The sequence below is a fragment of the Trinickia terrae genome, from assembly GCF_005144415.1.
Classification (GTDB): domain Bacteria; phylum Pseudomonadota; class Gammaproteobacteria; order Burkholderiales; family Burkholderiaceae; genus Trinickia_A; species Trinickia_A terrae.
In genome coordinates, this window is the sequence record NZ_SWJE01000012.1 from 121,232 (window position 1) to 142,067 (window position 20,836).

General features: G+C 63.8%; 23 protein-coding genes. 9 read left to right on the forward strand and 14 right to left on the reverse strand.

What is annotated here, in order from left to right:
• Nucleotides 1–69 precede the first annotated feature (69 nt).
• Nucleotides 70–918, forward strand: coding sequence for a LysR substrate-binding domain-containing protein (locus FAZ69_RS21750; RefSeq protein ID WP_136897162.1), 849 nt, complete (start codon nt 70–72; stop codon nt 916–918).
• Nucleotides 919–1,065: 147 nt separating this feature from the next.
• Here the strand turns inward: FAZ69_RS21750 and pdxR are convergent, their stop codons facing one another.
• Nucleotides 1,066–2,475, reverse strand: coding sequence for a MocR-like pyridoxine biosynthesis transcription factor PdxR (gene pdxR, locus FAZ69_RS21755; protein ID WP_136897163.1), 1,410 nt, complete (start codon nt 2,473–2,475; stop codon nt 1,066–1,068).
• A gap of 93 nt (nt 2,476–2,568) precedes the next feature.
• On the opposite strand from pdxR, the gene FAZ69_RS21760 reads away from it, so the two are divergent.
• The 6 genes from FAZ69_RS21760 (at nt 2,569) to FAZ69_RS21780 (ending at nt 5,385) form a co-directional block, all read left to right on the forward strand.
• A complete protein-coding gene (locus tag FAZ69_RS21760) occupies nt 2,569–2,985 on the forward strand; it encodes a cupin domain-containing protein (RefSeq protein ID WP_136897164.1) in 417 nt (138 codons plus the stop codon).
• A 25-nt stretch (nt 2,986–3,010) separates the two neighbouring features.
• On the forward strand, nt 3,011–3,466 hold the full coding sequence (locus tag FAZ69_RS21765; protein ID WP_136897165.1) for a carboxymuconolactone decarboxylase family protein: 456 nt from the start codon (nt 3,011–3,013) through the stop codon (nt 3,464–3,466).
• 57 nt (nt 3,467–3,523) lie between these two features.
• Complete coding sequence (locus FAZ69_RS33605; protein WP_206171227.1) at nt 3,524–3,751, forward strand: NAD-dependent epimerase/dehydratase family protein; 228 nt, start codon at nt 3,524–3,526, stop codon at nt 3,749–3,751.
• A 420-nt stretch (nt 3,752–4,171) separates the two neighbouring features.
• Nucleotides 4,172–4,339, forward strand: a complete 168-nt coding sequence (locus tag FAZ69_RS33355; protein WP_169708723.1) for a hypothetical protein — start codon at nt 4,172–4,174, stop codon at nt 4,337–4,339.
• Between the two features lie 167 nt (nt 4,340–4,506).
• The gene (locus tag FAZ69_RS21775; protein ID WP_169708724.1) at nt 4,507–4,842 is read left to right on the forward strand and encodes an ArsR/SmtB family transcription factor; all 336 of its coding nucleotides are present in this window, start codon (nt 4,507–4,509) and stop codon (nt 4,840–4,842) included.
• A 96-nt stretch (nt 4,843–4,938) separates the two neighbouring features.
• Nucleotides 4,939–5,385 carry an SRPBCC family protein gene (locus tag FAZ69_RS21780; protein ID WP_136897166.1) on the forward strand — a complete coding sequence of 149 codons (447 nt, stop codon included), beginning with the start codon at nt 4,939–4,941 and terminating at the stop codon, nt 5,383–5,385.
• Nucleotides 5,386–5,427: 42 nt separating this feature from the next.
• Here the strand turns inward: FAZ69_RS21780 and FAZ69_RS21785 are convergent, their stop codons facing one another.
• From FAZ69_RS21785 to FAZ69_RS21795, 3 genes are all read right to left on the reverse strand, one after another.
• Nucleotides 5,428–5,946 carry a GNAT family N-acetyltransferase gene (locus FAZ69_RS21785; protein WP_439654788.1) on the reverse strand — a complete coding sequence of 173 codons (519 nt, stop codon included), beginning with the start codon at nt 5,944–5,946 and terminating at the stop codon, nt 5,428–5,430.
• A 61-nt stretch (nt 5,947–6,007) separates the two neighbouring features.
• Nucleotides 6,008–6,391, reverse strand: a complete 384-nt coding sequence (locus FAZ69_RS21790) for a hypothetical protein (RefSeq protein ID WP_136897168.1) — start codon at nt 6,389–6,391, stop codon at nt 6,008–6,010.
• Between the two features lie 47 nt (nt 6,392–6,438).
• Nucleotides 6,439–6,915 carry a MarR family winged helix-turn-helix transcriptional regulator gene (locus FAZ69_RS21795; protein WP_136897169.1) on the reverse strand — a complete coding sequence of 159 codons (477 nt, stop codon included), beginning with the start codon at nt 6,913–6,915 and terminating at the stop codon, nt 6,439–6,441.
• A 96-nt stretch (nt 6,916–7,011) separates the two neighbouring features.
• On the opposite strand from FAZ69_RS21795, the gene FAZ69_RS21800 reads away from it, so the two are divergent.
• The gene (locus FAZ69_RS21800; protein ID WP_136897170.1) at nt 7,012–7,380 is read left to right on the forward strand and encodes an antibiotic biosynthesis monooxygenase family protein; all 369 of its coding nucleotides are present in this window, start codon (nt 7,012–7,014) and stop codon (nt 7,378–7,380) included.
• Between the two features lie 75 nt (nt 7,381–7,455).
• Here FAZ69_RS21800 and FAZ69_RS21805 read toward each other — a convergent pair whose 3' ends face one another.
• The 5 genes from FAZ69_RS21805 to FAZ69_RS21825 form a co-directional block, all read right to left on the reverse strand.
• Entirely contained in the window at nt 7,456–9,660 is a 2,205-nt protein-coding gene (locus FAZ69_RS21805) for a xanthine dehydrogenase family protein molybdopterin-binding subunit (RefSeq protein WP_136897171.1), read from the reverse strand.
• 3 nt (nt 9,661–9,663) lie between these two features.
• Nucleotides 9,664–10,125, reverse strand: a complete 462-nt coding sequence (locus FAZ69_RS21810) for a (2Fe-2S)-binding protein (RefSeq protein ID WP_136897172.1) — start codon at nt 10,123–10,125, stop codon at nt 9,664–9,666.
• Nucleotides 10,126–10,264: 139 nt separating this feature from the next.
• Nucleotides 10,265–11,197 carry a peptidase associated/transthyretin-like domain-containing protein gene (locus tag FAZ69_RS21815; protein WP_136897173.1) on the reverse strand — a complete coding sequence of 311 codons (933 nt, stop codon included), beginning with the start codon at nt 11,195–11,197 and terminating at the stop codon, nt 10,265–10,267.
• A gap of 141 nt (nt 11,198–11,338) precedes the next feature.
• Complete coding sequence (locus FAZ69_RS21820) at nt 11,339–12,067, reverse strand: response regulator (RefSeq protein ID WP_136897174.1); 729 nt, start codon at nt 12,065–12,067, stop codon at nt 11,339–11,341.
• Complete coding sequence (locus FAZ69_RS21825) at nt 12,060–13,604, reverse strand: ATP-binding protein (protein WP_240702397.1); 1,545 nt, start codon at nt 13,602–13,604, stop codon at nt 12,060–12,062. The genes FAZ69_RS21820 and FAZ69_RS21825 overlap by 8 nt, the downstream gene beginning before the upstream one ends.
• 255 nt (nt 13,605–13,859) lie before the next feature.
• On the opposite strand from FAZ69_RS21825, the gene FAZ69_RS21830 reads away from it, so the two are divergent.
• Nucleotides 13,860–14,660, forward strand: a complete 801-nt coding sequence (locus FAZ69_RS21830; protein ID WP_240702398.1) for a winged helix-turn-helix domain-containing protein — start codon at nt 13,860–13,862, stop codon at nt 14,658–14,660.
• A 636-nt stretch (nt 14,661–15,296) separates the two neighbouring features.
• On the opposite strand, the gene FAZ69_RS21835 is transcribed toward FAZ69_RS21830, so the two are convergent.
• The 5 genes from FAZ69_RS21835 to FAZ69_RS21855 all read right to left on the reverse strand — a co-directional run bounded on the left by FAZ69_RS21835 (nt 15,297) and on the right by FAZ69_RS21855 (nt 20,816).
• Complete coding sequence (locus FAZ69_RS21835; protein WP_136897176.1) at nt 15,297–15,989, reverse strand: OmpA family protein; 693 nt, start codon at nt 15,987–15,989, stop codon at nt 15,297–15,299.
• 25 nt (nt 15,990–16,014) lie between these two features.
• Nucleotides 16,015–16,983 (reverse strand): dienelactone hydrolase family protein, encoded by a 969-nt coding sequence (locus FAZ69_RS21840; RefSeq protein ID WP_240702400.1) that lies wholly within the window; start codon nt 16,981–16,983, stop codon nt 16,015–16,017.
• Between the two features lie 27 nt (nt 16,984–17,010).
• Nucleotides 17,011–17,775 carry a flagellar motor protein gene (locus FAZ69_RS21845; RefSeq protein WP_136897177.1) on the reverse strand — a complete coding sequence of 255 codons (765 nt, stop codon included), beginning with the start codon at nt 17,773–17,775 and terminating at the stop codon, nt 17,011–17,013.
• Between the two features lie 19 nt (nt 17,776–17,794).
• Nucleotides 17,795–19,012: a cyclic nucleotide-binding domain-containing protein gene (locus tag FAZ69_RS21850; protein WP_136897178.1), complete on the reverse strand. Its 1,218-nt coding sequence runs from the start codon at nt 19,010–19,012 to the stop codon at nt 17,795–17,797.
• 211 nt (nt 19,013–19,223) lie between these two features.
• On the reverse strand, nt 19,224–20,816 hold the full coding sequence (locus FAZ69_RS21855; protein WP_136897179.1) for an MFS transporter: 1,593 nt from the start codon (nt 20,814–20,816) through the stop codon (nt 19,224–19,226).
• Nucleotides 20,817–20,836: the final 20 nt, after the last annotated feature.

The window sequence follows — 20,836 nt, forward strand, 5'->3', positions numbered from 1 at the left end:
TTATCGCGACCGCAAGACGTACAGTAAAACGCATTAAACTGAACACATTGCTCAAGTTTTCTGAATTCCATGAAAAAGCTCGATCTGGATGTTCTGGAGATGGTCGTCGCTGTTGCCGAAGCGGGGTCATTCGCCCAAGGGGCCCAAGCCGTGCATCGATCGCCGTCGGCGGTAAGTATGCAGATCAAGGCGCTGGAAGAAGCGCTGGGAAAGCAGCTCTTCAGCCGGGACACCCGCAACGTGACAACGACCTCGGAAGGAAAGACCCTCGCGGACTACGGCCGTCGCATGTTGGCGATGCGAGAAGAAGCATGGGCGTCGGTGGTCCGTCCGGAGGTCAGAGGCCGCGTGACGATTGGCGTTCCTGACGATTACATCTCGTCGCTGCTTCCCCAGGTGCTCGGAAAATTTGCCGCCGCGCACCCGCGAGTGGAAGTTCGCGTGATCGGCCAGCCGAGCAGCTCGCTGGTTCCGATGTTGAAAGACAATTCGATCGATCTGGCGTGCCTCACCAAAGTCAGGGGAGTCACGGGTGAATTCATCAGGTTCGAGCCAATTATCTGGGCAGGTTCAGCAAAGAGAAAAGTCTGGGAAGAGCGGCCTCTCCCGCTCGCCGTTTTCGCTCATGGAAGTACCGCACGTGACCATGCGGTCAGAGCCTTGCAACGCGAAAACATCAAATTTCGCATGTCGTACGAAAGTCCGAGCTTCCTCGGCCTCATCAGCATGGTGGACGCTGGCCTGGCTATCGCCCCTTTGGCGAGATGCAGCATCCCCGAGCACCTTGTTCAACTGTCCCAGAAGGAAGGGCTTCCACTTCTAAACGATCTCGAGGTCGTGCTTGCCCGCAGTGCCCAATCCGGACGACCGCCCTGTGACTATCTGGCCGAGCAGATTCTTGCCGAGTGGGGAGTTTGAGCGCTCGGCGGCGATCTGGCGTCGAATGATATTTCCCGTGCGCCGCCATTGCGGCAGCCCTCTCTTTCTACAGCCGCGGACATAAAGTCGGGGACAGGTCGAACAACGGCCGCCGACAAGTCGGCTCGGACAGTCACTATTGCTGCGTCATGCAAAGCGCCGTATCACCTCATGCAATCGATCACAGGATCTGGCGACATATCTTTCCGGTGAAGTCGCGACTCCCAACAGAAGCCCTGATCTCGCAGAACTCGGCGACACATACCAGGGCGAGAGCGGCGCGGGGCCCAGTCCGAACGCCAACATCTCCCTCGCGATGGATACGTCGGACGCGCCGTCAGGCAATCGCACGAGTACAGCCAAACCAGCCGTCGTTGTCTCCAAGGCTTGCCGCTCAAGGCATTTGAGCAACACGTCCCGTTGAGTGGAATAAAGGCGCTTCATGCGCCGAAGATGGCGCATATAGTGTCCGTCACGCATGAACTGCGCCGTTGCAAGTTGCACAGACGTCCAGGGTGCCGGAGCAAGGCACGCTGCCACTTCTGCGAAACGGGATACCAGGGGCGAAGGAGCGACAACAAAACCCAATCGCAGTGCCGGGCTGATCGTTTTGCTGAAGGAACCGATATGAATGACGCGCCGGGCGCGATCGAGCGACGCGAGCGCCGGCGCGGCACGAGCCGTCAGTTGTAGTTCGCTCAGATAGTCATCTTCAATTACCCAGACTCCCTCTTTGGCGGCCCAATCGAGAAGGCGCAGACGCCTGGCGAGCGATAGCGCAGGACCGAGGGGTGCCTGCTGCCCCGGGGTAACGACAACAAGGTCTGCATCCGGCGCATGTTGGAGGCCGTAATCGACATTCATCCCGTCCGCATCGACCGGAATCGGCGAAAGCGACATATTTGCAAGTTCCAACCCGTGTCGGGTGAACGGAAACCCTGGGTTCTCCACCCAGGCCTTTCGCCCCTCGAGGCCTAGTACACGTAGTGTCAGTCCGAGCCCGCCACCGAACCCGCTAGTGATGAGGATTTGCGCGGGCGAGCACATGATGCCGCGCGCAATGGCAAGGTACGCCGCTATTTCCCGCCGCAGCTCCAGTTCACCCCGGGGATCGGGATAAACGACTGAAGCGCTGGATTCCGCGCGCAGCGCGAACGAGCGAACCTTTGTGAAGAGTTTGGCGGGCAGCGTCTCCTGTGCCGGGACGCCCATCTGGAAAATTGCCGGGCCGGCAGTGAGTTCCCCATACATCTCCATGAACGAGCCCGGATCAGGCCGTCCCTCCATCTTCTGGACAGGAGCGAGCGGTCGATCCGCCACACGGGTTCCCGTCGCCCTGGAAGCAACGATGAGTTGGGCGTCGGAGAGTCGCTCATATGCCAGGCGCACGGTGCCTCGGGCCACGCCAAGCTGGGCTGCGAGATCCAACCATGACGGCAGACGCGCTCCCGGCGCCAGCACCCCACTCTCAATTGCCGTGCTGATCGCTTTGTGGATCTGCTCGGCCAACGGCATCTTCGCAGACCGATCGAGTTGTATCCGCAGCGGCTTGGTCATTCGTTCATGGTACATAAAAAATGTTCATTCCTGGTTCTTTCTCGTGACCCAGCACAACACCACAATGGAAGGACTCCAAGGAGAAATGTTTCCATGAACCTTCGATCTGTCCTGGGCGCCGCCTGTGCAACCGTTGCCTTCTCCATCGCATTGCCTGCTACTGCGCATGGTACGGGCGAAACCGTCACGCCGAACTTCGAACACGCAATTCCCAATGTTCCTGGCAAGTCACTGACCGCCGTGGTTGTTGACTACGCCCCTGGTGGAGCATCGCCCTCGCACGAGCACGCGAAGTCGGCTTTCATCTACGCATACATTGTGTCGGGCGCCATCGAGTCGCAAGTGAACGACGGCCCGAAGCGGGTCTATCACGCAGGTGAGAGCTTCTTCGAGGAGCCCGGCTCCCTTCACCGCGTGAGCCGCAATGCGAGCAAGACCAGGCCTGCGAAGCTTCTTGCGGTGTTCGTGGCCGATACCGACGACAAGGCCCTGACCACCCCGGTTAGGTAAACCCAGAGCAATTAGGAGCAACCACATGAGCAAGCGTCTCGACTACAACCAGATCGCACCCGCAGGCGTCAAGGCCCTTGGCAGCGTATACGGCTATGTCACGCAGAGCAGCCTTTCGCCTGTTCTTGTCGAGTTGGCCTACCTTCGCGTCTCCCAGATCAACAACTGCGCCTACTGCCTCGACATGCACACACGTGACCTGCTGAAGAAAGGCATGAAAGTCGAAAAGCTGGCGCTGGTTCAGGCATGGGCGGAAGCCGGCAATCTGTTTGACGAACGCGAGCGCGCCGCCCTTGCGTGGGCCGAGTCGGTCACTCGCGTCGCGGAAACTGGCGTGCCTGACGCGGCCTATGAAGCCGCGCGCGCGGTGTTCAATGAGCGCGAACTTGTGGATCTCACTATCGCAATCAGCCTGATGAACACATATAACCGTATGGCCATCAGCTTCCGGAACGTACCTCAGGCTGCACTAGAGCAGTAAGACACGGTAGCCAGTTCCGCGGCGCTTGAGTTGCAGCGCAGCCGCAAGGAGGGATTCGTGAAAATTTTCATTGCAGGCGCTACCGGCGCCGTGGGCTTGCCGCTCGTGCGCGTGTTGTGCGCACTCGGCCATCGGGTGACCGGCATGACTCGCGCGGGCGCGGGCGTGGACCGTCTACGGGAACTCGGCGCCCAGCCGTCTTGTGCCGATGCTTTCGACTCTACGGCGGTGAGGTCCGCGATCGAGGCGGCCTCGCCGGACGTGGTAATCGACCAACTGACGTGAGACAGTAATCATTGGCGAAGGCAACGCTGTCTGGTCGTTCGTCCATATCGATGACGCAATCGCGGCGACGGTCGCTTCGCTGACATCCGAACCCGGAACCTATATGTTTGGCCGGAGCTTCGAACGGCCGGGCGAAGGCACAATTGGGCTTCACACCACGACCGCTCCTTTGGAAGAGCCAGTTGGCCTAGAAACTTGCGATCTTCGATCGCCAATAACTACTCGGTTTTCGGGTGTCGCTTTACCCTTCCCGGGCTGCTGCCAAGCCACTACAGGGCGATCTGAAGGGGCGAGTTTTTCGATTGGAGCATTCGGCGTAGGGAACGGTAAGAACTGCGCAAAACCAACGCTTTTTGCGGGGAAGCGCCCACAGGCCGGCTGGATATCATCGTGCATCGGGATACTCTGAATGACCGCCCCATGTCCGCACTAAGACGCAAAGTCGCCCTGCTCGTGACACTTGCACTGCTTTTCAATCTAAACGGCTGCTCATCCACGCTTGGCAATATAGGGCTCGGCTTCGGCCTCGGCGTTGCAGGCACGGTCAGCGGGCTCTATTGCGCGCTTGTCTGCCACAACAACAACTAATCCGGCCCCTCGTTTCTCCCGTTCGCAGCAAGATCAGAGCGCGCTGTATCGGCTTGGCAGCGGCCCGGACTCGCGAATCCCCTTTCCGTACACAAACCTTCGCATCGAAACCATCTCTTGACGACTCATAACTCGCCAGTTATGCCTAAACACATAACCAACGAGCTATGAATCACCCTGTGCAACCCAGCTTCGACGACCTTTTCACCGCGCTCTCCGATCCCACTCGCCGCGGCATCTTCGAGCAGCTCACGCGCAACGGCGAGCAGACCGTGCGCGCGCTCACCGATGCGGCTGGCGTGTCGCAGCCGGCTGTGTCGAAGCACCTGGGCGTCCTGAAAGAAGCCGGTCTCGTGCGTTTTCGCCGCGAGGGCCGAGAGACGCACTACAGCTCGGATCCCGAAGGGCTCGCGCCGCTCATCGACTGGATCGGTCTCTATGGCGCCTTCTGGAATGAGCGCCTCGACCGGCTCGATGACTTGCTGAAGCGAATGGACCAATAAGTCTCGCCATACCACCGCTCTATCCCTTCACCCCATTCCTCGACGCAATCGAACGCCAATCCCCTTGCCCCCTCACCCTCTTCAGCGGATACCGTCATGAGCTCGACTACACGATCGCTTGTCATCGAACGCCAGTTTGCTCACGCGCCGGAAAAAATCTGGCGCGCGCTCACGCAGGGATATTTGATCGAGGAATGGCTGATGAAGAACGATTTCCAGCCGGTCGTCGGCCACAAGTTCAATCTTCGCGCCGAGCCCATGCCGCATTGGAACGGCGTGACCGATTGCGAAGTGCTGGCCGTCGAGCTGGAAAGAAAGCTCTCGTATAGCTGGAATTCGTCAGGCGAGGAAGCGGGCCGGCTGACGACGGTCGTCACCTTCACGCTGACGCCAGCCAACGGCGGCACGCTGCTGCGGATGGAGCAAGCAGGCTTCCGGGCCGACAACGAACAGAACTACCAGGGCGCGCAGTACGGGTGGCAGAAGTTCCTGGCGTCGCTGGAGGGGGTTGTTGCGGAGCTGTCGCAGCAACGGGGCGGGTGATGTCGGATGAGCCTCCGGACCTTAACGACGCAAAGCACCCGCTCAACCGATTTGCTTGCAGTAAAACGTCGTGCCGCAGAACTGGCCATCAGGCATCAGCGCATAGTTCGGCACCACGCCGACGCGCTGCCAGCCCGCGCGGTCGTAAAGCCGTTCGGCGTCGCCTCCGGTGACGGTATCGAGCACGAGCACGGACTTGCCTTCGTCGCGCGCCGCGCTTTCCACCGCGGCCATCAGACGTTGCGCGACGCCGCATCTGCGCGCCCGGCGATGCACCAGCATCTTGGCGACGTCCGCGCGGTGCGGCTGGTTTTCCGCGCCGGCTGCAATCAGCTGCACCGTCCCGAGAACCCGGCCGGCATCGTCTTCGGCGATCAGCAATACGCGCTCGCCACGCACGACGCCGTCGACGACATCGCGCCAGAACTGCAACGCCTTTTCGCGCGAGATCGGCAGCATGAAGCTCACCGAGGCCCCGCCTTCGACGCAATCGATGAGCACGTCGGCGAGCGCCTCGACATAGCCGGCGGCTTCATCGGCGCCCACGCGGCGCACCGTCATGTTGTCGTTCACTTCCTTCTCCCCGGTTCATCGAAAGCAAGCGTTGCCAGCGACAGACTCCTCACGGCTTCGGCAACACGGTTTTCCGGCTGCGCTTGCGCGGCTTGGGCTCGACACCCACACGCGAGTCGCGCGCGAGCACGAGCGCCGTCATCTTCTCAGCGGTGGTTTCGAACGCCGGATCGGCTTGCGGAACGTAAAGCCATTTGCCGAGCACCGAATGCGGGCGCAACGCGGGCATGTCATCGATGAGCGCGGCATGGTGCTCTTTCGATGTGCATACGAGCAAGCCATTCCACGGCTCGTCGCCGTCAGCAACAACCAGGCACAACAAGCCGTCCACATACGCGGCATCGCAGCCGAACATCCGCTTGCGAATGTAGGTCGAGTCGCGCTCGAACGCGTCGAAGATCCAGAGGAGCGAGTTGCGGACGGTAGACGGCATCGACGTGAATTCCCGGCAGTGGCAGAGCACGCCAAGTCTACTAGCGATCACGTCGGCTCTTCGGAATTCCCGTCTCCTTCCAGCTTGCGGCGAAGTGCCGTGATCACGCGATGCGTCGTCTCGATGTCCTCGACGCGCAGCCCGTCCGCCAGCCCGTTGATCCAAGGCGCCTGCAGGCGCATGGCGGCATCGAAGACTTCCCTGCCCTTGTCCGTCAATACGACCAGCGGGGCGCGCCGGTGGTGCGGATTCGGCTCGAAGGCGACGAGCTCGTCATCGGCCAAGTCGTTCACGATGCGCTGGACGTTTTGGCGGTTGGCGCCCATGTCGCGCGCGAGCCACGCGACCGGCTGCGGCCGTTCCGTTTCGACGATCGTGCCGAGGACCTGCCAGCGCGCGCTCGTCAAGCCAAGATCCGCGACCAGCCTGTCCCCCGCCGTCAGGATTCGATTGTTGACCGAGAACAGGTCGAGGACCAGATCGCTCAAGGCGGCGCCCGCCGGGTTTCGTTTGGTATTGCGCATTTGACAAAATATACCTATATTGACACCATGATGTCAATTTGGATGCATGGACGCCATCAGAGTACCACCTTTGCGCCATCTCGAACGGAGCCTTATATGCCCAACTTCCAACCCATGGACCCCGCTTTCCCGATTCAGCGTCAGCTCGCCATCGAGGCCACACCTGTCGTTCTGGTCAACGTTTTCACCATGAGCGAGACAGACGAGCAGATGTTTCTACAGGCATGGCAAGACGATGCTGCCTTCATGAAGCAGCAGCCGGGCTTCATTTCGACCCAGCTTCATCGCGCCATCGGCCCGAGCCCGGCCTATCTGAACTACGCCGTCTGGGAATCGACCGCTCACTTCAGGGCCGCATTCAATCATCCGCAGTTCGTTGCGAAGCTGTCGGCCTATCCTTCCTCGGCCGCCGCTTCGCCGCACCTGTTTCAGAAGGTGTCGGTGCCGGGTGTTTGCGTGGCTTAGCAAAGACTTGGGCAGCGTGTGCGCTGACCGCGTGACAGTTTCTGCACACATGCCGCCCGCCTAAACCCCTGAGCCTCAGGCCTCGCTCTTCGCCCCCGCAAACGGCAACGCGTGAATCCGCTTGCCCGTAGCCGCAAAAATCGCGTTGGCAACCGCCGGCCCCACCGGCGCGACGCCCGGCTCGCCGACTCCGGTAGGCGCCTCGCCCGACTGCACGATATGCACCTCGACCTTCGGCATCGCATCCATGCGCAGCACCTGGTAGCCGTCGAAATTGTTCTGCTCGACGCGCCCGTCCTTCAGCGTGATCGCTCCGTAGAGCGCCGCGCCAAGGCCGAACCCGATGCCGCCTTCCATCTGCGCCGCGACGATGTCCGGATTGATCGCCGTACCGCAATCCACCGCGCAGACCACGCGGTCGACCTTGACCTTGCCGTCCTTGTCGACAGTCACCTCGGCGACCTGCGCCACGTAGCTGTTGAACGCTTCCGCGACGGCGATCCCGCGTCCCTTGCCCGCGGGCATCGGCTCGTTGCTCCATCCCGCCTTCTCGGCGGCCAGTTCGAGCACGGCCTTCATGCGCGGCTCGTGCGCGAGCAGGTTGCGGCGGAACGTGAACGGGTCCTGTCCGGCCGCATGCGCCACTTCGTCGATGAACGCTTCGACGGCGAACGCGTTGTGCGAGCTGCCGACCACGCGCCACCACAGAACCGGCACGCCGGTCTGCGTCGTCTGCAGCTCGACTGAGAGGTTGGGAATCGCATAGGCGATGTTCGCGGCGCCCTCGACGGAAGTCGTATCGACGCCATCCTTGATCATCGCCGCAAACGGCGTACCGCCGAGAATCGATTGCCCGACGATCATGTGCCGCCAGCCGGTCAGCTGGCCGTCGGCGCCAAGGCCCGCTTCGAGCTTGTGGAAATACATCGGGCGATAGAGCCCGCCGTGGATGTCGTCCTCGCGCGTCCATTGCAGCTTGACCGGCGTGCCGTTGGCGCCGAGCGCCTTGGCGATCGACACCGCTTCGACGATGTAGTCCGAGCCCGGATTCGCGCGCCGGCCGAAGCTGCCGCCCGCGTAGAGCGTGTGGATGCTCACCTGCTCGGGCTTCAAGCCTGCCGTTTGCGCGGCGTTCGCCTGGTCGATGGTTTGGAACTGGTCGCCGGCCCAGATCTCGCAGCTGTTGGCGGTCAGCTTGACGACCGCGTCGAGCGGCTCCATCGGCGCATGCGCGAGGTACGGAAATTCGTAGGTCGCCGAGACCTTCTTCGCCGCGCCGTCGATCGCCTTCGATGCGTCGCCCGCTACGCGCGCCGGACGCCCCGGCTGCTCGGCGAGCTGCTTGTACTCGTCCATGATCTGCGCGGAGCTGCGCTTTTCCGCGCGGGTGTCGTCCCACTCCACCTTGAGCGCATCGCGGCCCTGTTTCGCGGCCCAGAAGCTCTTCGCCACGACGGCCACGCCGCGCGGCACCTGCACGACGTTCACCACGCCGGGCACCGCCTTGGCCGCCGAGGCGTCGAACGACTTGACCGTCGCGCCGAACTGCGGCGGACGCTGCAGCAGCGCCACGAGCATGCCGGGAAACGTGACGTCGATGGTGAACTGCGCCGTGCCGTTCGATTTCGCAACCGCGTCGACGCGCGGAACCCGCGTATTGCCGATCAGCGTGAACGTCTTGGGATCCTTGAGCGTGACGGTCTCGGGCACCGGCAGCTTCGCCGCCGCGGGGACCAGCGAGCCGTACGTCGCCCGCCGCCCGCTCGCCGGGTCGATGACGGCGCCGCGCTCGGCCCGCAGCTGCGAAGCCGGCACATGCCATTTCGCGGCTGCCGCCGAGATCAGCATCGCGCGCGCCTTCGCGCCGGCTTCGCGAAGCTGCGTCCACGAGTTGGCCATCGCCGTGCTGCCGCCCGTGCCCTGGATCTTGCCGAACGCGAGGTTCGCGTAGCGCTTCGCGTCGGCCGGCGCGCTCTCGACGCGGACCCGCGCCCAGTCGGCATCGAGCTCTTCGGCCACGATCGTCGCGATCCCCGTGTACGCGCCCTGGCCCATTTCGACGTGCTTGGCGATCACAGTCACACTGTCGTCGGCGCCGATCCGCAGAAAGGCGTTGGGCGTGAAGGTGCTGCCTGCGTTTTTAGCGGTGGCAGCGAACGCGCGCCCCGAAGGGCCGCCCCATTCGAAGCCGATGGTCAACGCCAGCGCGGCGGCCGTGCCGACGCCTTTCAGAAAGCCGCGCCGTGACTGGCTCGGCGCTTCAACGATATCGGTCGTCATGGCTTACCCCTGGATCGAATCGGCGGCGCTGTGGATCGCCGCGCGAATGCGCGAGTACGTCGCGCAGCGGCAGATGTTGCCGCTCATCGCGGCGTCGATGTCGGCGTCGGTAGGCTTCGGGTTTTGCGCGAGCAGCGCCGTCGCGGACATGATCTGCCCCGACTGGCAATAGCCGCACTGCGGGACCTGCAGCTCGACCCACGCGGCCTGCACGGCTTTCGCAGGCTTGCCTTCGAGGCCTTCGATCGTGGTCACGCGGCGGCCCGCGACCGCGGCGAGCGGCAACACGCAGGAGCGGGTTGCCGTGCCTTCCAGGTGAATCGTGCACGCGCCGCACTGCGCCATGCCACAGCCGAACTTGGTGCCGTGCAGCCCGGCGACCTCGCGGATCGCCCACAGCAACGGCATGTTGGGATCGGCATCCAGCGTGATGGGCTTGCCGTTGAGAGTGAAGGAGGTGGACATCGATGGCTCCTGTAGTCAATCTCGATGCGTCCGGGTTCGGACGACGATGAACTGCTGGAGTTTGCGCGATGACGGGCCGCTATTGCTTGTCCGATTCTCTGAATTTCTTGCCCGATTCTGTTGAGCGTTGCGCCGTTGGCTATATAACGGGCTGCGGCGCCGCCTCGGGATCGACGACTGCGACGACTTGCGCGCGCATGCCTTTTTCATAGGCGTCGCCTTGCAGCGCCGTGGTTCGCGCAATGGCAGCCGCACCATTCTGATGCGCAAAGACAGGGTCTTCGTTTTGTGTCGTGCGCGTGATGACGTGATTGCGGTAAGGCTCGACGCGCATCAGGCGCACCATCAGGTCTTCGGGGAAGAAGATCTGCCCGACATGCGAAACATGCTCGCCGGCAAGAGACGACGTGTCCGGCACGCGCACCTTGAAATGAATGTGATTCGTGCGCCCCAGATAGAGACCGGGGACGATGGTGCGGAACGTGACGTTGCCCCGTGCGTCCGTGCGCTGGACGCCGCGCAGGAACGTGAGGCGATCGGTGGACTTGCTCGCGGGCGGCGGTGGCGGCGGCGGACTGTCATGACCGGGGCCGCCGCGCGAGGCGTCCGGCCATCCCGACGGAGGGGGACCGGGCGGCATGCCAGACTGCGGGCCGGGCGGCATGCCCGATTGCGGACCGTGAGGCATCCCGGACGGCGGAGCGGGAGGCATCGAAGCTTGCGGTCCCGGCGGAATGGGATAGCCGTCGGTCTTCGCAAAGCCCGAATACACCCCCAGCGCATCGCACTGCCAAACATCGACGATCGCGTTGGCGAGCGGCGCGCATCGGCGTTTGTCGATGAGGGCGATATCGAGGATCAACGGAATGCCCGCTTTGCCTTCCGTGATGTCGCTGCGCATCATGTTGTCGGGCAGATAGTACGGGCCGACTTCCTGTTCGATATTGAGCTTGCACGAGCCCGCATCCTGCGGCTGCGCAGCCTGGCTTCTCAGCGGAAATTGCAGCGCGGCGCCAAGCGCGAGCGTCGTGGTGAGGAAATGGCGGCGTGAGAGGTGTCTGTCTAAGATCATGGCTTGGCCCCTGGAAGAAATGGCGCGTTGGTCTTGTTTGCGCGCTTCCCCCAAATCTAGGGGATCCTCTTCCAGCGGTCATCACCGCTTCGTTACATCGTCTTAACGGCACGGCCCTCGCGCCATGCGTGCGCGCCCGACTCAACCGCCCGGGCCGTCCTGCTCCGGCTCGCGATCGAGGCGATAGCCGACGCCATAGATCGAGCGAATCATGTCCTGCTCAGGGCGCACCGCCTGCAGCTTGCGGCGCAGGTTCTTGACGTGAGTGTCGACGGTGCGGTCGGCGACGACACGGTGATCGTCGTACAGGCTGCGCAGCAGGTGATCGCGCGGGTAGATCCGGCCCGGCGTCGAATGCAGCAGCGACAGCAGGCGCAGCTCGATCGGCGTCAGGTTGAGGTCGCGGCCGTCGAGACGCGCAACGTGCCGCTCGACGTCGATCTCGAACGGCGACGCCGTGGCGCCGTCCGCTTGCGCCGCATTGGCGAGGTTCTCGACGCGCCGCAGGATCGCCTTGACCCTCGCCACCACTTCGCGCGGGCTAAAGGGCTTGCAGACGTAGTCGTCGGCGCCCAGCTCGAGACCGAGCAGCCGGTCGATCTCGTCGACGCGCGCCGTGAGGATGATCACCGGCACGTGCGAAAACGTCCGCAATTCGCGGCAGATTTCGAGTCCGCCGCGGCCCGGCAACATCAGGTCGAGCAGGATCAGCGCAGGCATCTGCGCGCGCACGTGCGGGATGACGGCGAGACCGTCGGCGACGGCCGTCGCGTCGTAGCCCTCCGCGCGCAGGTAGTCGGTGAGCAGCGCGGACAGCTTGGGCTCGTCTTCGACGATCAGGATGGATGGACGCGAGGTGCGGTCAATCATGTTGGGGGTTCAGGTTGGGAAAGCGGGCCATGACCCATAGGCCGCCCAATGGCGAGCGCGACGCCGTGATGGTGCCGCCGTGCTCGCGGACGATGTGCCGGCACAGCGCGAGGCCGAGGCCCGCGCCGCCGCTTTGCCGGCTGCGCGAGGCGTCGACGCGAAAGAGCCGGTCGAATAGATGCGGCAGCAACGGTTCGGGCACGGCCGGATACGAGTCCTGCACGTCGATCCGCAGCTCGTACGGATTCGTCGAGACGGCCACGCGCACCTTGCCGCCCGGATCGGTGTAGCGCAGCGAGTTCTCGAGCAGGTTCTTCATCAGCTGCGTGAGCCGGTGCGGGTCCGCCGACATCAACGCCGGCGCCGCGCCGAAATCCGTCTCGAGCGCGATGCTCTTCGCGGCCAGGCGCTCGCGGAACGCCTCGGCCGCGCCTTCGACGAGCGGCGCCACGTTGACCATGACCTTCTCGAACGACAACGCGCCGATATCGGCAAGCGACAGCTCGTACAAGTCGTCGATCAACTGGCTCAGCGACGCGACTTCGGCTTGCAGCGAGGCGAGGTTCGACGCGTCGAGCGCGCGCACGCCGTCCTCGATCGCTTCGAGCTCGCCGCGCAGCACCGCGAGCGGCGTGCGCAGCTCGTGCGAAATATCCGCGATGAAATCGCGCCGGCTGCGCTCGGCGGCCTGCAGCGACGTCGCGAGCTGGTTGAAGTCCTTCGCCAGCTGATGAAGCTCGTCGCCGCCGGCCTCGGGCAGGCGCGTGGCGTAGTCGCCGCTCGCGAGGCGATGCGTGGCGACCACGAGGCGCCGCGCCGGCGCGAGAAAGAGCCGGGCCAGAACGATCGCCGCGCCGGCCGCGAGCAGCGCGGCCAGGCCCACGATGACCCAGGTCGCGCGGATCTGCCGGGCCTGGAACTGCTGGTCCGCGGCGGCCAGCAGACTCTCGGGCGAGGCGACGGCCAGCCAGCCGACCACCTTGCCGCCGACCTCGAGCGGACGGCGATGCGCGTCCGGCGGAGGCGGCGGCCCGTTGCCCGCGACGCGATGCAGCTGCGCGTCGTACAGCGTCATCGGCGGCGTGCGTCCGGGCCCCGGGTCCGACAGTCCGCCGGGCGGCGGCCCCGGGGGCGCGCCGGGCGGGGGGCCGCCTGTGAAGCCGCCGGGCGGCGATCCATCGGGCGGCGCCCCGTTAGGCGGTCCGCCGGACGGCTCCGTGCCCGGCGGCGGGCCTGGGCGGCTCGCTCCGGGCCCTGAGGATTCGTCGGCGCGCTGGTTCCCGGGAAGGTTTCTGAGCAGCGCGAACCATGCATCCGAATCGCGGCGCAGGTAATCCCAGCTGCCGTGCTGCGCGTAACCTTGTTCCAGCTCGCTCGTCAGCTGGTCCGCTCCCGCCGAGGATTGCGCATTCAGGTAGTCGAGAAACCCACGCTGGAAACTCACGCGCACGGCGACGCCCATCGCAACCGCCACGAGAATGCAGACGGCCGAGATGGCGAGAAAGAGCTTCGAGGTGATGCCGACTCTGATGGACACGTTGCGTATGGGAAGGACCGCGAAAAGCAAGTTGGAAACGGCGCGCAGGGCATGCGGCGGGCATTCGGCATGTGGGACGTATTTTCGCGCCTGCGCCGTGCCCGTGCCTACACCGGTGCGCCAAGTTCCATATTTTCTCCTCATTTCCCCCATCGTCGCTGCACAGTTGCTCTCTAAGATGGGCTCCATTGTGGTAACCGCTGGACGCACGCCCCGCCAGGACGTGTTTAATTTCGTGCCGTGGAAAGAGAGCTCATGCCGATGATCACCCACCTTCTTGTTGTCGAGCCCGATCAGGAGATTCGCGACGAACTCCGCGCACACCTGCAGAAGCACCAGGTGGAAATGTCCGTGTTGTACGACGCGACATCGCTGATGCGGCGTCTCGAGGTGGAGGTGCCGTCGGCGATCGTGCTGCGGCACGGCACGCCGAACATCGACGCGATGGCCTCGCTAAGAAGCCTGCGCGCGGCGGGATACGACATGCCGGTCGTCATCGTGAGCCGTTGCGCGGAAGTCGTCGACAAGATCGTCGCCTTCGAGCTCGGCGCCGACGACTACCTCGTCGATCCGTTCGATCCCAACGAACTGCTGGCGCGCATCCGCAATGCCCTGCGGCGTCACCATCGCGAGGGATTCGAGGTGCCGGTCAATCGCGAGCAATTCGTGTTCGCTGACTGCGCGATCGATTTTCTGGGGCGCAGGCTGTTCAGGAATGGCGTCGAAGTGCCGTTGCGGCCCAGCGAATTCGCGCTGCTGAAGATTTTCTCTGCGCATCCGATGAAGACGCTTTCGCGCGCACGCATCATCGGCATGCTGGGCAGGGACGGCTCCGATCAGGCCGAGCGCGGACTCGACGTGCTGGTGTTCCGCGTTCGCGCGGCGCTCGGGGCGTCGCCGTCGGGACGGCAGTACATCCAGACCATGCGGGGGCGCGGGTATGTGTTCGTGCCGGATGAGTCGGCTGCGGCCGCGGTCGAGGATGATGGCGAGCGCTTGGAGCCGCGCTATGCTGCGGGGCGGCAGGTCGCCAGGTATGAGGCGGTGCTGCAGTGAGGTGCTTCAGCAATACTGGCTTGGGGCGTTTTAGGTTTTCGTGGAAACTTTGAATTCGCGGCGGTCCGTATAGTCCGTCCCTCCCCGGGACCGGGGTCACTTTGGTCTTGCCCAAAGTAACCAAAGGCGTGTCCTAGGCGGACGGCCTGGCCCGTTAGCACTCAGTCCTGTCTGCGATAGCGGTCTGAGGGCTGCCGTCACCGCTCGCCGAACGTCCCGTTCGCACGCGGCACAGAATTGCCTTGCGTCGAAACAAATCGAGGGCGTCGCTTTGGCCACGCCCCGTATTGCCTGCGATTGGAGATGAGATGGGCGCATGGAGCTGGAGCCGCCTCATGAGGAAAGCCGATCAGGCCTTGCTTCACCGTCAACATGAATTTGATTCGACGCAAGGCAATTCTGTGCCGCGTGCTAACGGGACGTACGGCGTGCGACAACGGTAGCCCCCAAGACCGCTACCGCCAACAGCACTGCGTGCCTCCGGGACAGGCCGTCCGCCTAGGACACGCCTTTGGTTACTTTGGGCAAGACCAAAGTGACCCCGGTCCCGGGGAGGGACGGACTATACGGACCGCCGCGAATTCAAAGTTTCCACGAAAACCTAAACCTCGCGAACCTTCGAGCGCCCCCCTCACCTCAATACTGCACAAGTATGACCACCCGCCGATCCGCGGCTCTTGCCGCCTCATCATCGCCGATGACGAGCGGAATCGTATCGGCCCGCCCTATCGCCGCGAGCCGGTGCGGCTCGACGCCCCGCTCGACGAGGAAGCGCACCACCGCCCCCGCTCGCGCCGACGAAAGCTCCCAATTGGACTCGTACTTCGCGTTGGCGATCGGCACGCTGTCGGAGTGTCCCTCGACGAAGATATTGCTCGACGAATAGTTCTTGAGCACCGCCGCCACCTGGTTCAGCACGCCAAGCGAATCCGGCATCAGTTGCGCATCGCCCGAGCGAAACAGCACCTTCGCGTTGATGCCGATCTCGACGCCTTGCGCATTCTCGCTGAGCGTGAGCTGCTTCTCGTCGCGAAGCGCGCCGAGCAGCGACATGAGTTCTTTTTTTGCCGCCTCTTTCTTTCCGTTCGCCGCATCGGCACTGGCCGCGCTCTTCTGCGTCTTGACGACGTGCGCCGCCTCGACCGTCGTTTCGAGCCGGCGATACCTGGCAAGCTCCAGCGCATAGAGCGCGAGGAACAGCACCATCAGCGTGGTGATCAGGTCCGAGTACGAAATCAGCCAGCGCTCGGTGCTGCCGCCCGTTTCGTCGTCCTTGTGCAAATCGTTCTTCTCGGACGCCAGGCGCCGGATCTCGGTGCGAACGCTCATCTCTCAGGGCTCCTCCAGGGTCTGCTTAGAACCCGAACTGCTTCACGAAGCGGTCGACGGGCACGGACCACATCTTTCCGCCGTAATTGAGCAGAAAATGACCGTCCCGGCCGGACAATTCACCAGCGTTCACGAATTCCGCAGGACTGCCCCCAGCCTCGAATGCGTCATACCACTTGCGCGGCGCATCCGGTCCCCAGAAATGATCGTTCGCGGCGTACAACCAGAGGCCCGGGATGGTGGCCGTCGCTCCGAGCTCGGCCATGACCGCCTTCATTTCATCCGGGCCGCAGCTGTGGTCCGGCGCACGCTCCGGCAGCCCGCCGGCGCCGCCGGAGAAGTTGATGTAGCCGACAACCCCTGGCGGACGACTCGCGGCGGTCGCCACCGTCGCCAATCCTCCAACCGAGGCGCCTTCCAGCAAGATGCGGTTCTTGTCGGCCCATGGCTGCTCGCGCGCCCAGTTAACGGCGGCCAATGTGGCTTGCGCCGTCGCCTTCGCCACCTCCCGGAATTCCGGCCTGCTTGTGCAATTGCCGAAGCTATCGAATCGGGCTCCCGAATTCTCGCGGTCCGGGCCGCCCGTTTCGCCATAGCCCACTCGTACCGGCGCAACGATCGCAAAGCCCTTCATCAGCCAATACCTGACATGTCCTTTCGGGATCGGGTGCTCCAGCCTGGCTCGCTCCAAGCCGTCCGAGGAGCGCCCGTGAGAAAAAATCAGCGTTGGGAACGGGCCGGTACCTGCGGGTTTGTAGACTTCGGTGTGCATCGCGATATCGCCGCCGAATGCGCCTGCGCCCGGAACGACGATGGACACGATCTCCGGTTTGATATCCGCCGGCGAAAGGTTCTGCGCCGACGCCGACGCCTCCGCGGCGACGGAATACGGCGGATAGGAACTGCCCAAGGCAAGAACGAGAACTGACCCGAGGAGCAGCCTGGCGAATGTATTTCGCACGGTGGAGACCATCACGCGTTTCTTGTTCTTCAAGAATGAGACTGTTGCGAAAGCAAGCGCCTATGCCAGCACTTCCTTCGACCGTTGACGGACATCGCCCGTGAGACGCGTCTCGATGGTTTGCGGCGATTCGCGGCGGGAGATCGCGAGGAAGCCGTCGAGATAGAGCTTTTGCAGACGCAGCTCGCTATCGACCTGCGCCTTGATCTTCCCGTAGAGCGGCAGGAACAACAGGTTCGCGAAAGCCAGCCCGTAGAGCGTCGTGACGAACGCCACCGCGATCCCCGTTCCGAGTTCCGCAGGCTCGAGAATGTGGCCGGTCACCTGGATCAGCCCCAGCACCGAGCCGAGGATGCCGAAGGTCGGCGCATAGCCGCCCGCCTGCTGCCAGATCCGCGCGGCGGCCATGTGATTGCGCTCGTACGCTTCCAGCTCACGCTGCAAGGCGTCTTCGAGCACCGCGGTCGACACCCCGTTGGCCAGCAGCTCCAACCCTCGCCGCGCAAACGGATCGATGCCGCCGACATCCATCGCTTCGAACGCCAGCATGCCGTTGAGCTTCGCGTGGTCGCCCCATTCGAGCAGCTTCGACAAGCTCTCCTGATCCACCGCCTTGGCCCGGGTGAACGCGCGGCCGATCAGCTTCACGCCATCGAAAAACCGCGCCCAGGTGTTCTGGATCATGACCGCGCCGAGCGTGCCGCCGAGCACGATCACGAGTGCTTCCAACTGAAACAGCGAAGCGAAGCGCCCGCCTTCGAGCGAGAAGCCGAAGACGATGGCCGCTACGCCGAGCAATGCGCCGAACAGCGTGAGGATGTCCATGTCGTTCCTTGAAAGCGCGTTACGCTGCCGCGTTGCCCGGAGCCGACTTGATCGCCTTCACCGTCTCGATGAAGCGCTGCTCGATATCCTGCACCTCCAGCGGATCGATCTTGATGTCGCGCCGCATGATCCATGAGATCTCCTTCCTGCGCGCTTCCGTCATGACCGACTGCAGCCGCTCGGAGATCGCCGGCTCCTCCAGCGCAGCGAGCAGCTTCGCAAGATCGTAGGCATCGAACGCGCTGACGGTATCGAACAGCACGCGCTCGTCGACGAATTCGAGGTCGCTCATCGAGTCCATTTCGCTGATCGGGCGGCGCTTGCGCTTGGAGAAGTACGAGACGCCCTTCTCTTCGACGTAGTTCAGCACGCTCGACTTGCGGAACGCGAAGATGTCCTCGGCGATTTCGCCGTGCGACAGCTTGTTGAGAATCACCTTCTTCTCCACGCCGATCAGCGCTTCGAGATCGGACAGCTCGATCAATTCGAGCTCGCTCGTGATGGCGAGGTCGAGATCCTGATCGCCGACCTGCTGCGCACGATCGGTGATCCGCACCGGATCGAACGTCACCATCTGGCGGCCGATCGCGCCGCCTTCGTCGGCAACCGCCGCGGACGCCTTGCCCAGGTAGTCGTTGCGCCCGCTCTCCATCGAGATGAGGTTGAGCCGCTCCATGCGCTTGAGCATCGCCATCACGTGCAAGCGCGAATGACCGGCGATCGCCCGGCACTTCTTGATGACTTCGGCGAGCGGCACGGCGGCCTCTGCCTGGCGCGAGCGTCCCATACGCTCCTCGCGGTACTCGGCGCCCGCCATCAGCGACAACACGTGCGCATACGACAGCACGCCCGGCAGGAAATCGGCATGCGTGTAGGTGGCGAGCAGATCGTCCTTGCGCTTCATGCGGCGAATCATGGTTCGCACCATGTGGCGCAGGAGCGGCGACACCTTTTCCAATTCTTCATCGATCACGCTCACGTCGACGACGGTCAGCTGGCAGAACGTCAGCGCCTTCGCGGTGGACACGCGCGGCTCGGACGGCAGGAGCGCGGCCTCGCCGAAGAATTCCCCCTTGCCGAGCGTGGCCAGGACGACCTTCTTTTCGTCGCAGCGTGTGGAGATTTCGACTTTGCCGTCCGCGATCACGTAGATCACCGGCTTGCCGGCGTACCCTTCCGAATAGATGACCTCGTTCGGGGCCGCCGTGCGCGACCATGACGCGTTTTGCTGCTTCAAGATGTTCCCCTGCGGATTTTGTTTTGCACCGTTCGGTACTCTGCGGAGCCGCGCACCGTTGGATCGCGGTCCTGCCTCTCTATAGCCCGTATATCGACATGTCCGGCGGAGATCTTTAGCGCCCGGCCGGCGCCCGAGGGTTTTTGCTCACGCGCAAACGTTTGCCGCCCGTGCCGCGCAGAAAAGTATTACTAAACCTTCCCTGCACAAGTCATCCCCGTTGCGGCTGAGCTTCGAGATATCCGACGCGCACAGGGGGCACGAACCACGCGAGGCACAGCCCGGCCAGCGCGGCCACGGCCGCCACCACGAGACCCACGTGTATCGAATCCACGAGTGCGCCGCGGGCGGAATTCATCATCGCGTCGCCGGCGTGGCCCGCGCTCACGAGCCGGTTGATCAACGCGGCCTGCTCGGCGCGGTCGACGAGCAGCTCGGGGCTCGCAAACGACTTGAACCACTGCGTCGCCTGATACGAATCGAGCGATCGATGCACGCCCATCGTGTAGAGATGGCCGAGCAGCGCGCCCGTCATCACCGTGCCGAGCATGCCGCCGAAGGTGCGCAGCGATTGCAGGAGCGCCGTCGCGGCGCCGAGATGATCGCGCGCGACGATCTGCTGCGAGCAGACCGTGAGGCTCGTCCCCACGAGGCCCAGCCCCAGGCCGCTCGCCCCCATGCACGCCATCCATACGAGATGCGGCTCGCTGCCCTTCAGCGCAACCACCGCGAGACTCGCGAACGCGGCGAGCGCGAAGCCGACATAGATGATCGCGTTGGCGCGCCTGATGCGCGTGACCACGCGATTGTTGATGACGCTGCCCACGGTCGTGCCGAGCAGAAGCGGCGTGATCAGCGTGCCCGACGCATGCGGCGACATCGCATAGCCGCCCTGGAACAGCAGCGGCACGTAGAACACCAGCGAGAACAGCGCGAAGCCGCCGAGCAGCGACATCGCAAAGAGCGCGCCGAGCTTGCGGTCGAGCAGCATGTCGACGGGAATGATCGGATAGCCCATGCGCTTTTCCCAGAAGAACAGCGTGAGCGAGCAGACCGCGACGATCGCGCCGAGCACGATCGTCGAAGAGGTCCAGCCTTGCTTGGGCAGCAGCTCGATGGTGAGCTGCAGCGCGCCGAACGTCACGGCGACGACGAACGCGCCGACCCAGTCGAGACGCAGCCGCGCGCCCTCGCGCGCCTGGTGAAGATGCGGCAGGAAACTGCGCACGAAGAAGAGCGCGACGACGCCCACCGGCACGTTGACGAAGAACACGAGCCGCCAGCCGCCGTACTGGGTCAGCATGCCGCCGAGCATCGGCCCGACGAGGTTGGCGAAACCGAACGCCGACGTCACGAATACGAGCCAGCGCAGGCGCAGCTTCGGATCGGGGAACAGGTCGGCGACGGTGGCGAACACCGTCCCGATCATGATGCCGCCGCCGATGCCCTGCAGGCCGCGCGCGATCACCAGGAACAGCATGTTGGTCGCGATCCCGCACAGCACCGAGGCGACGGTGAAGACGAGAATGGCCGCCAGCATGAACGGTTTGCGTCCGAACAGATCGCCGAGGCGCCCGAAGATCGGGATCGTGATGACGGACGCGAGCATGTAGGCCGTCGCGACCCACGCGTAGAGATCGAAGCCCTTCAGCTCGGAGACGATGCGCGGCATCGCGGTGCCGACGATGGTCTGGTCGAGCGCGATCAGCATCGATACCGACGCCACGCCGAGCATGGCCAGCACCGACTCGCGAAACGGCAGTAATTGCCGGCCTTGATCGTGGATATCGGTGTCGGTAGCCATGAGACTTTCCTCGCTCGTTT

Bases quoted from the DNA above. Each gene is read 5' to 3' on its own strand.
- FAZ69_RS21750 (WP_136897162.1), top strand. From the start codon at position 70: ATGAAAAAGCTCGATCTGGATGTTCTGGAGATGGTCGTCGCTGTTGCC.
- pdxR (WP_136897163.1), bottom strand. From the start codon at position 2,475: ATGACCAAGCCGCTGCGGATACAACTCGATCGGTCTGCGAAGATGCCG.
- FAZ69_RS21760 (WP_136897164.1), top strand. From the start codon at position 2,569: ATGAACCTTCGATCTGTCCTGGGCGCCGCCTGTGCAACCGTTGCCTTC.
- FAZ69_RS21765 (WP_136897165.1), top strand. From the start codon at position 3,011: ATGAGCAAGCGTCTCGACTACAACCAGATCGCACCCGCAGGCGTCAAG.
- FAZ69_RS33355 (WP_169708723.1), top strand. From the start codon at position 4,172: ATGTCCGCACTAAGACGCAAAGTCGCCCTGCTCGTGACACTTGCACTG.
- FAZ69_RS21775 (WP_169708724.1), top strand. From the start codon at position 4,507: ATGAATCACCCTGTGCAACCCAGCTTCGACGACCTTTTCACCGCGCTC.
- FAZ69_RS21780 (WP_136897166.1), top strand. From the start codon at position 4,939: ATGAGCTCGACTACACGATCGCTTGTCATCGAACGCCAGTTTGCTCAC.
- FAZ69_RS21785 (WP_439654788.1), bottom strand. From the start codon at position 5,946: ATGACGGTGCGCCGCGTGGGCGCCGATGAAGCCGCCGGCTATGTCGAG.
- FAZ69_RS21790 (WP_136897168.1), bottom strand. From the start codon at position 6,391: ATGCCGTCTACCGTCCGCAACTCGCTCCTCTGGATCTTCGACGCGTTC.
- FAZ69_RS21795 (WP_136897169.1), bottom strand. From the start codon at position 6,915: ATGCGCAATACCAAACGAAACCCGGCGGGCGCCGCCTTGAGCGATCTG.
- FAZ69_RS21800 (WP_136897170.1), top strand. From the start codon at position 7,012: ATGCCCAACTTCCAACCCATGGACCCCGCTTTCCCGATTCAGCGTCAG.
- FAZ69_RS21805 (WP_136897171.1), bottom strand. From the start codon at position 9,660: ATGACGACCGATATCGTTGAAGCGCCGAGCCAGTCACGGCGCGGCTTT.
- FAZ69_RS21810 (WP_136897172.1), bottom strand. From the start codon at position 10,125: ATGTCCACCTCCTTCACTCTCAACGGCAAGCCCATCACGCTGGATGCC.
- FAZ69_RS21815 (WP_136897173.1), bottom strand. From the start codon at position 11,197: ATGATCTTAGACAGACACCTCTCACGCCGCCATTTCCTCACCACGACG.
- FAZ69_RS21820 (WP_136897174.1), bottom strand. From the start codon at position 12,067: ATGATTGACCGCACCTCGCGTCCATCCATCCTGATCGTCGAAGACGAG.
- FAZ69_RS21830 (WP_240702398.1), top strand. From the start codon at position 13,860: ATGCCGATGATCACCCACCTTCTTGTTGTCGAGCCCGATCAGGAGATT.
- FAZ69_RS21835 (WP_136897176.1), bottom strand. From the start codon at position 15,989: ATGAGCGTTCGCACCGAGATCCGGCGCCTGGCGTCCGAGAAGAACGAT.
- FAZ69_RS21845 (WP_136897177.1), bottom strand. From the start codon at position 17,775: ATGGACATCCTCACGCTGTTCGGCGCATTGCTCGGCGTAGCGGCCATC.
- FAZ69_RS21855 (WP_136897179.1), bottom strand. From the start codon at position 20,816: ATGGCTACCGACACCGATATCCACGATCAAGGCCGGCAATTACTGCCG.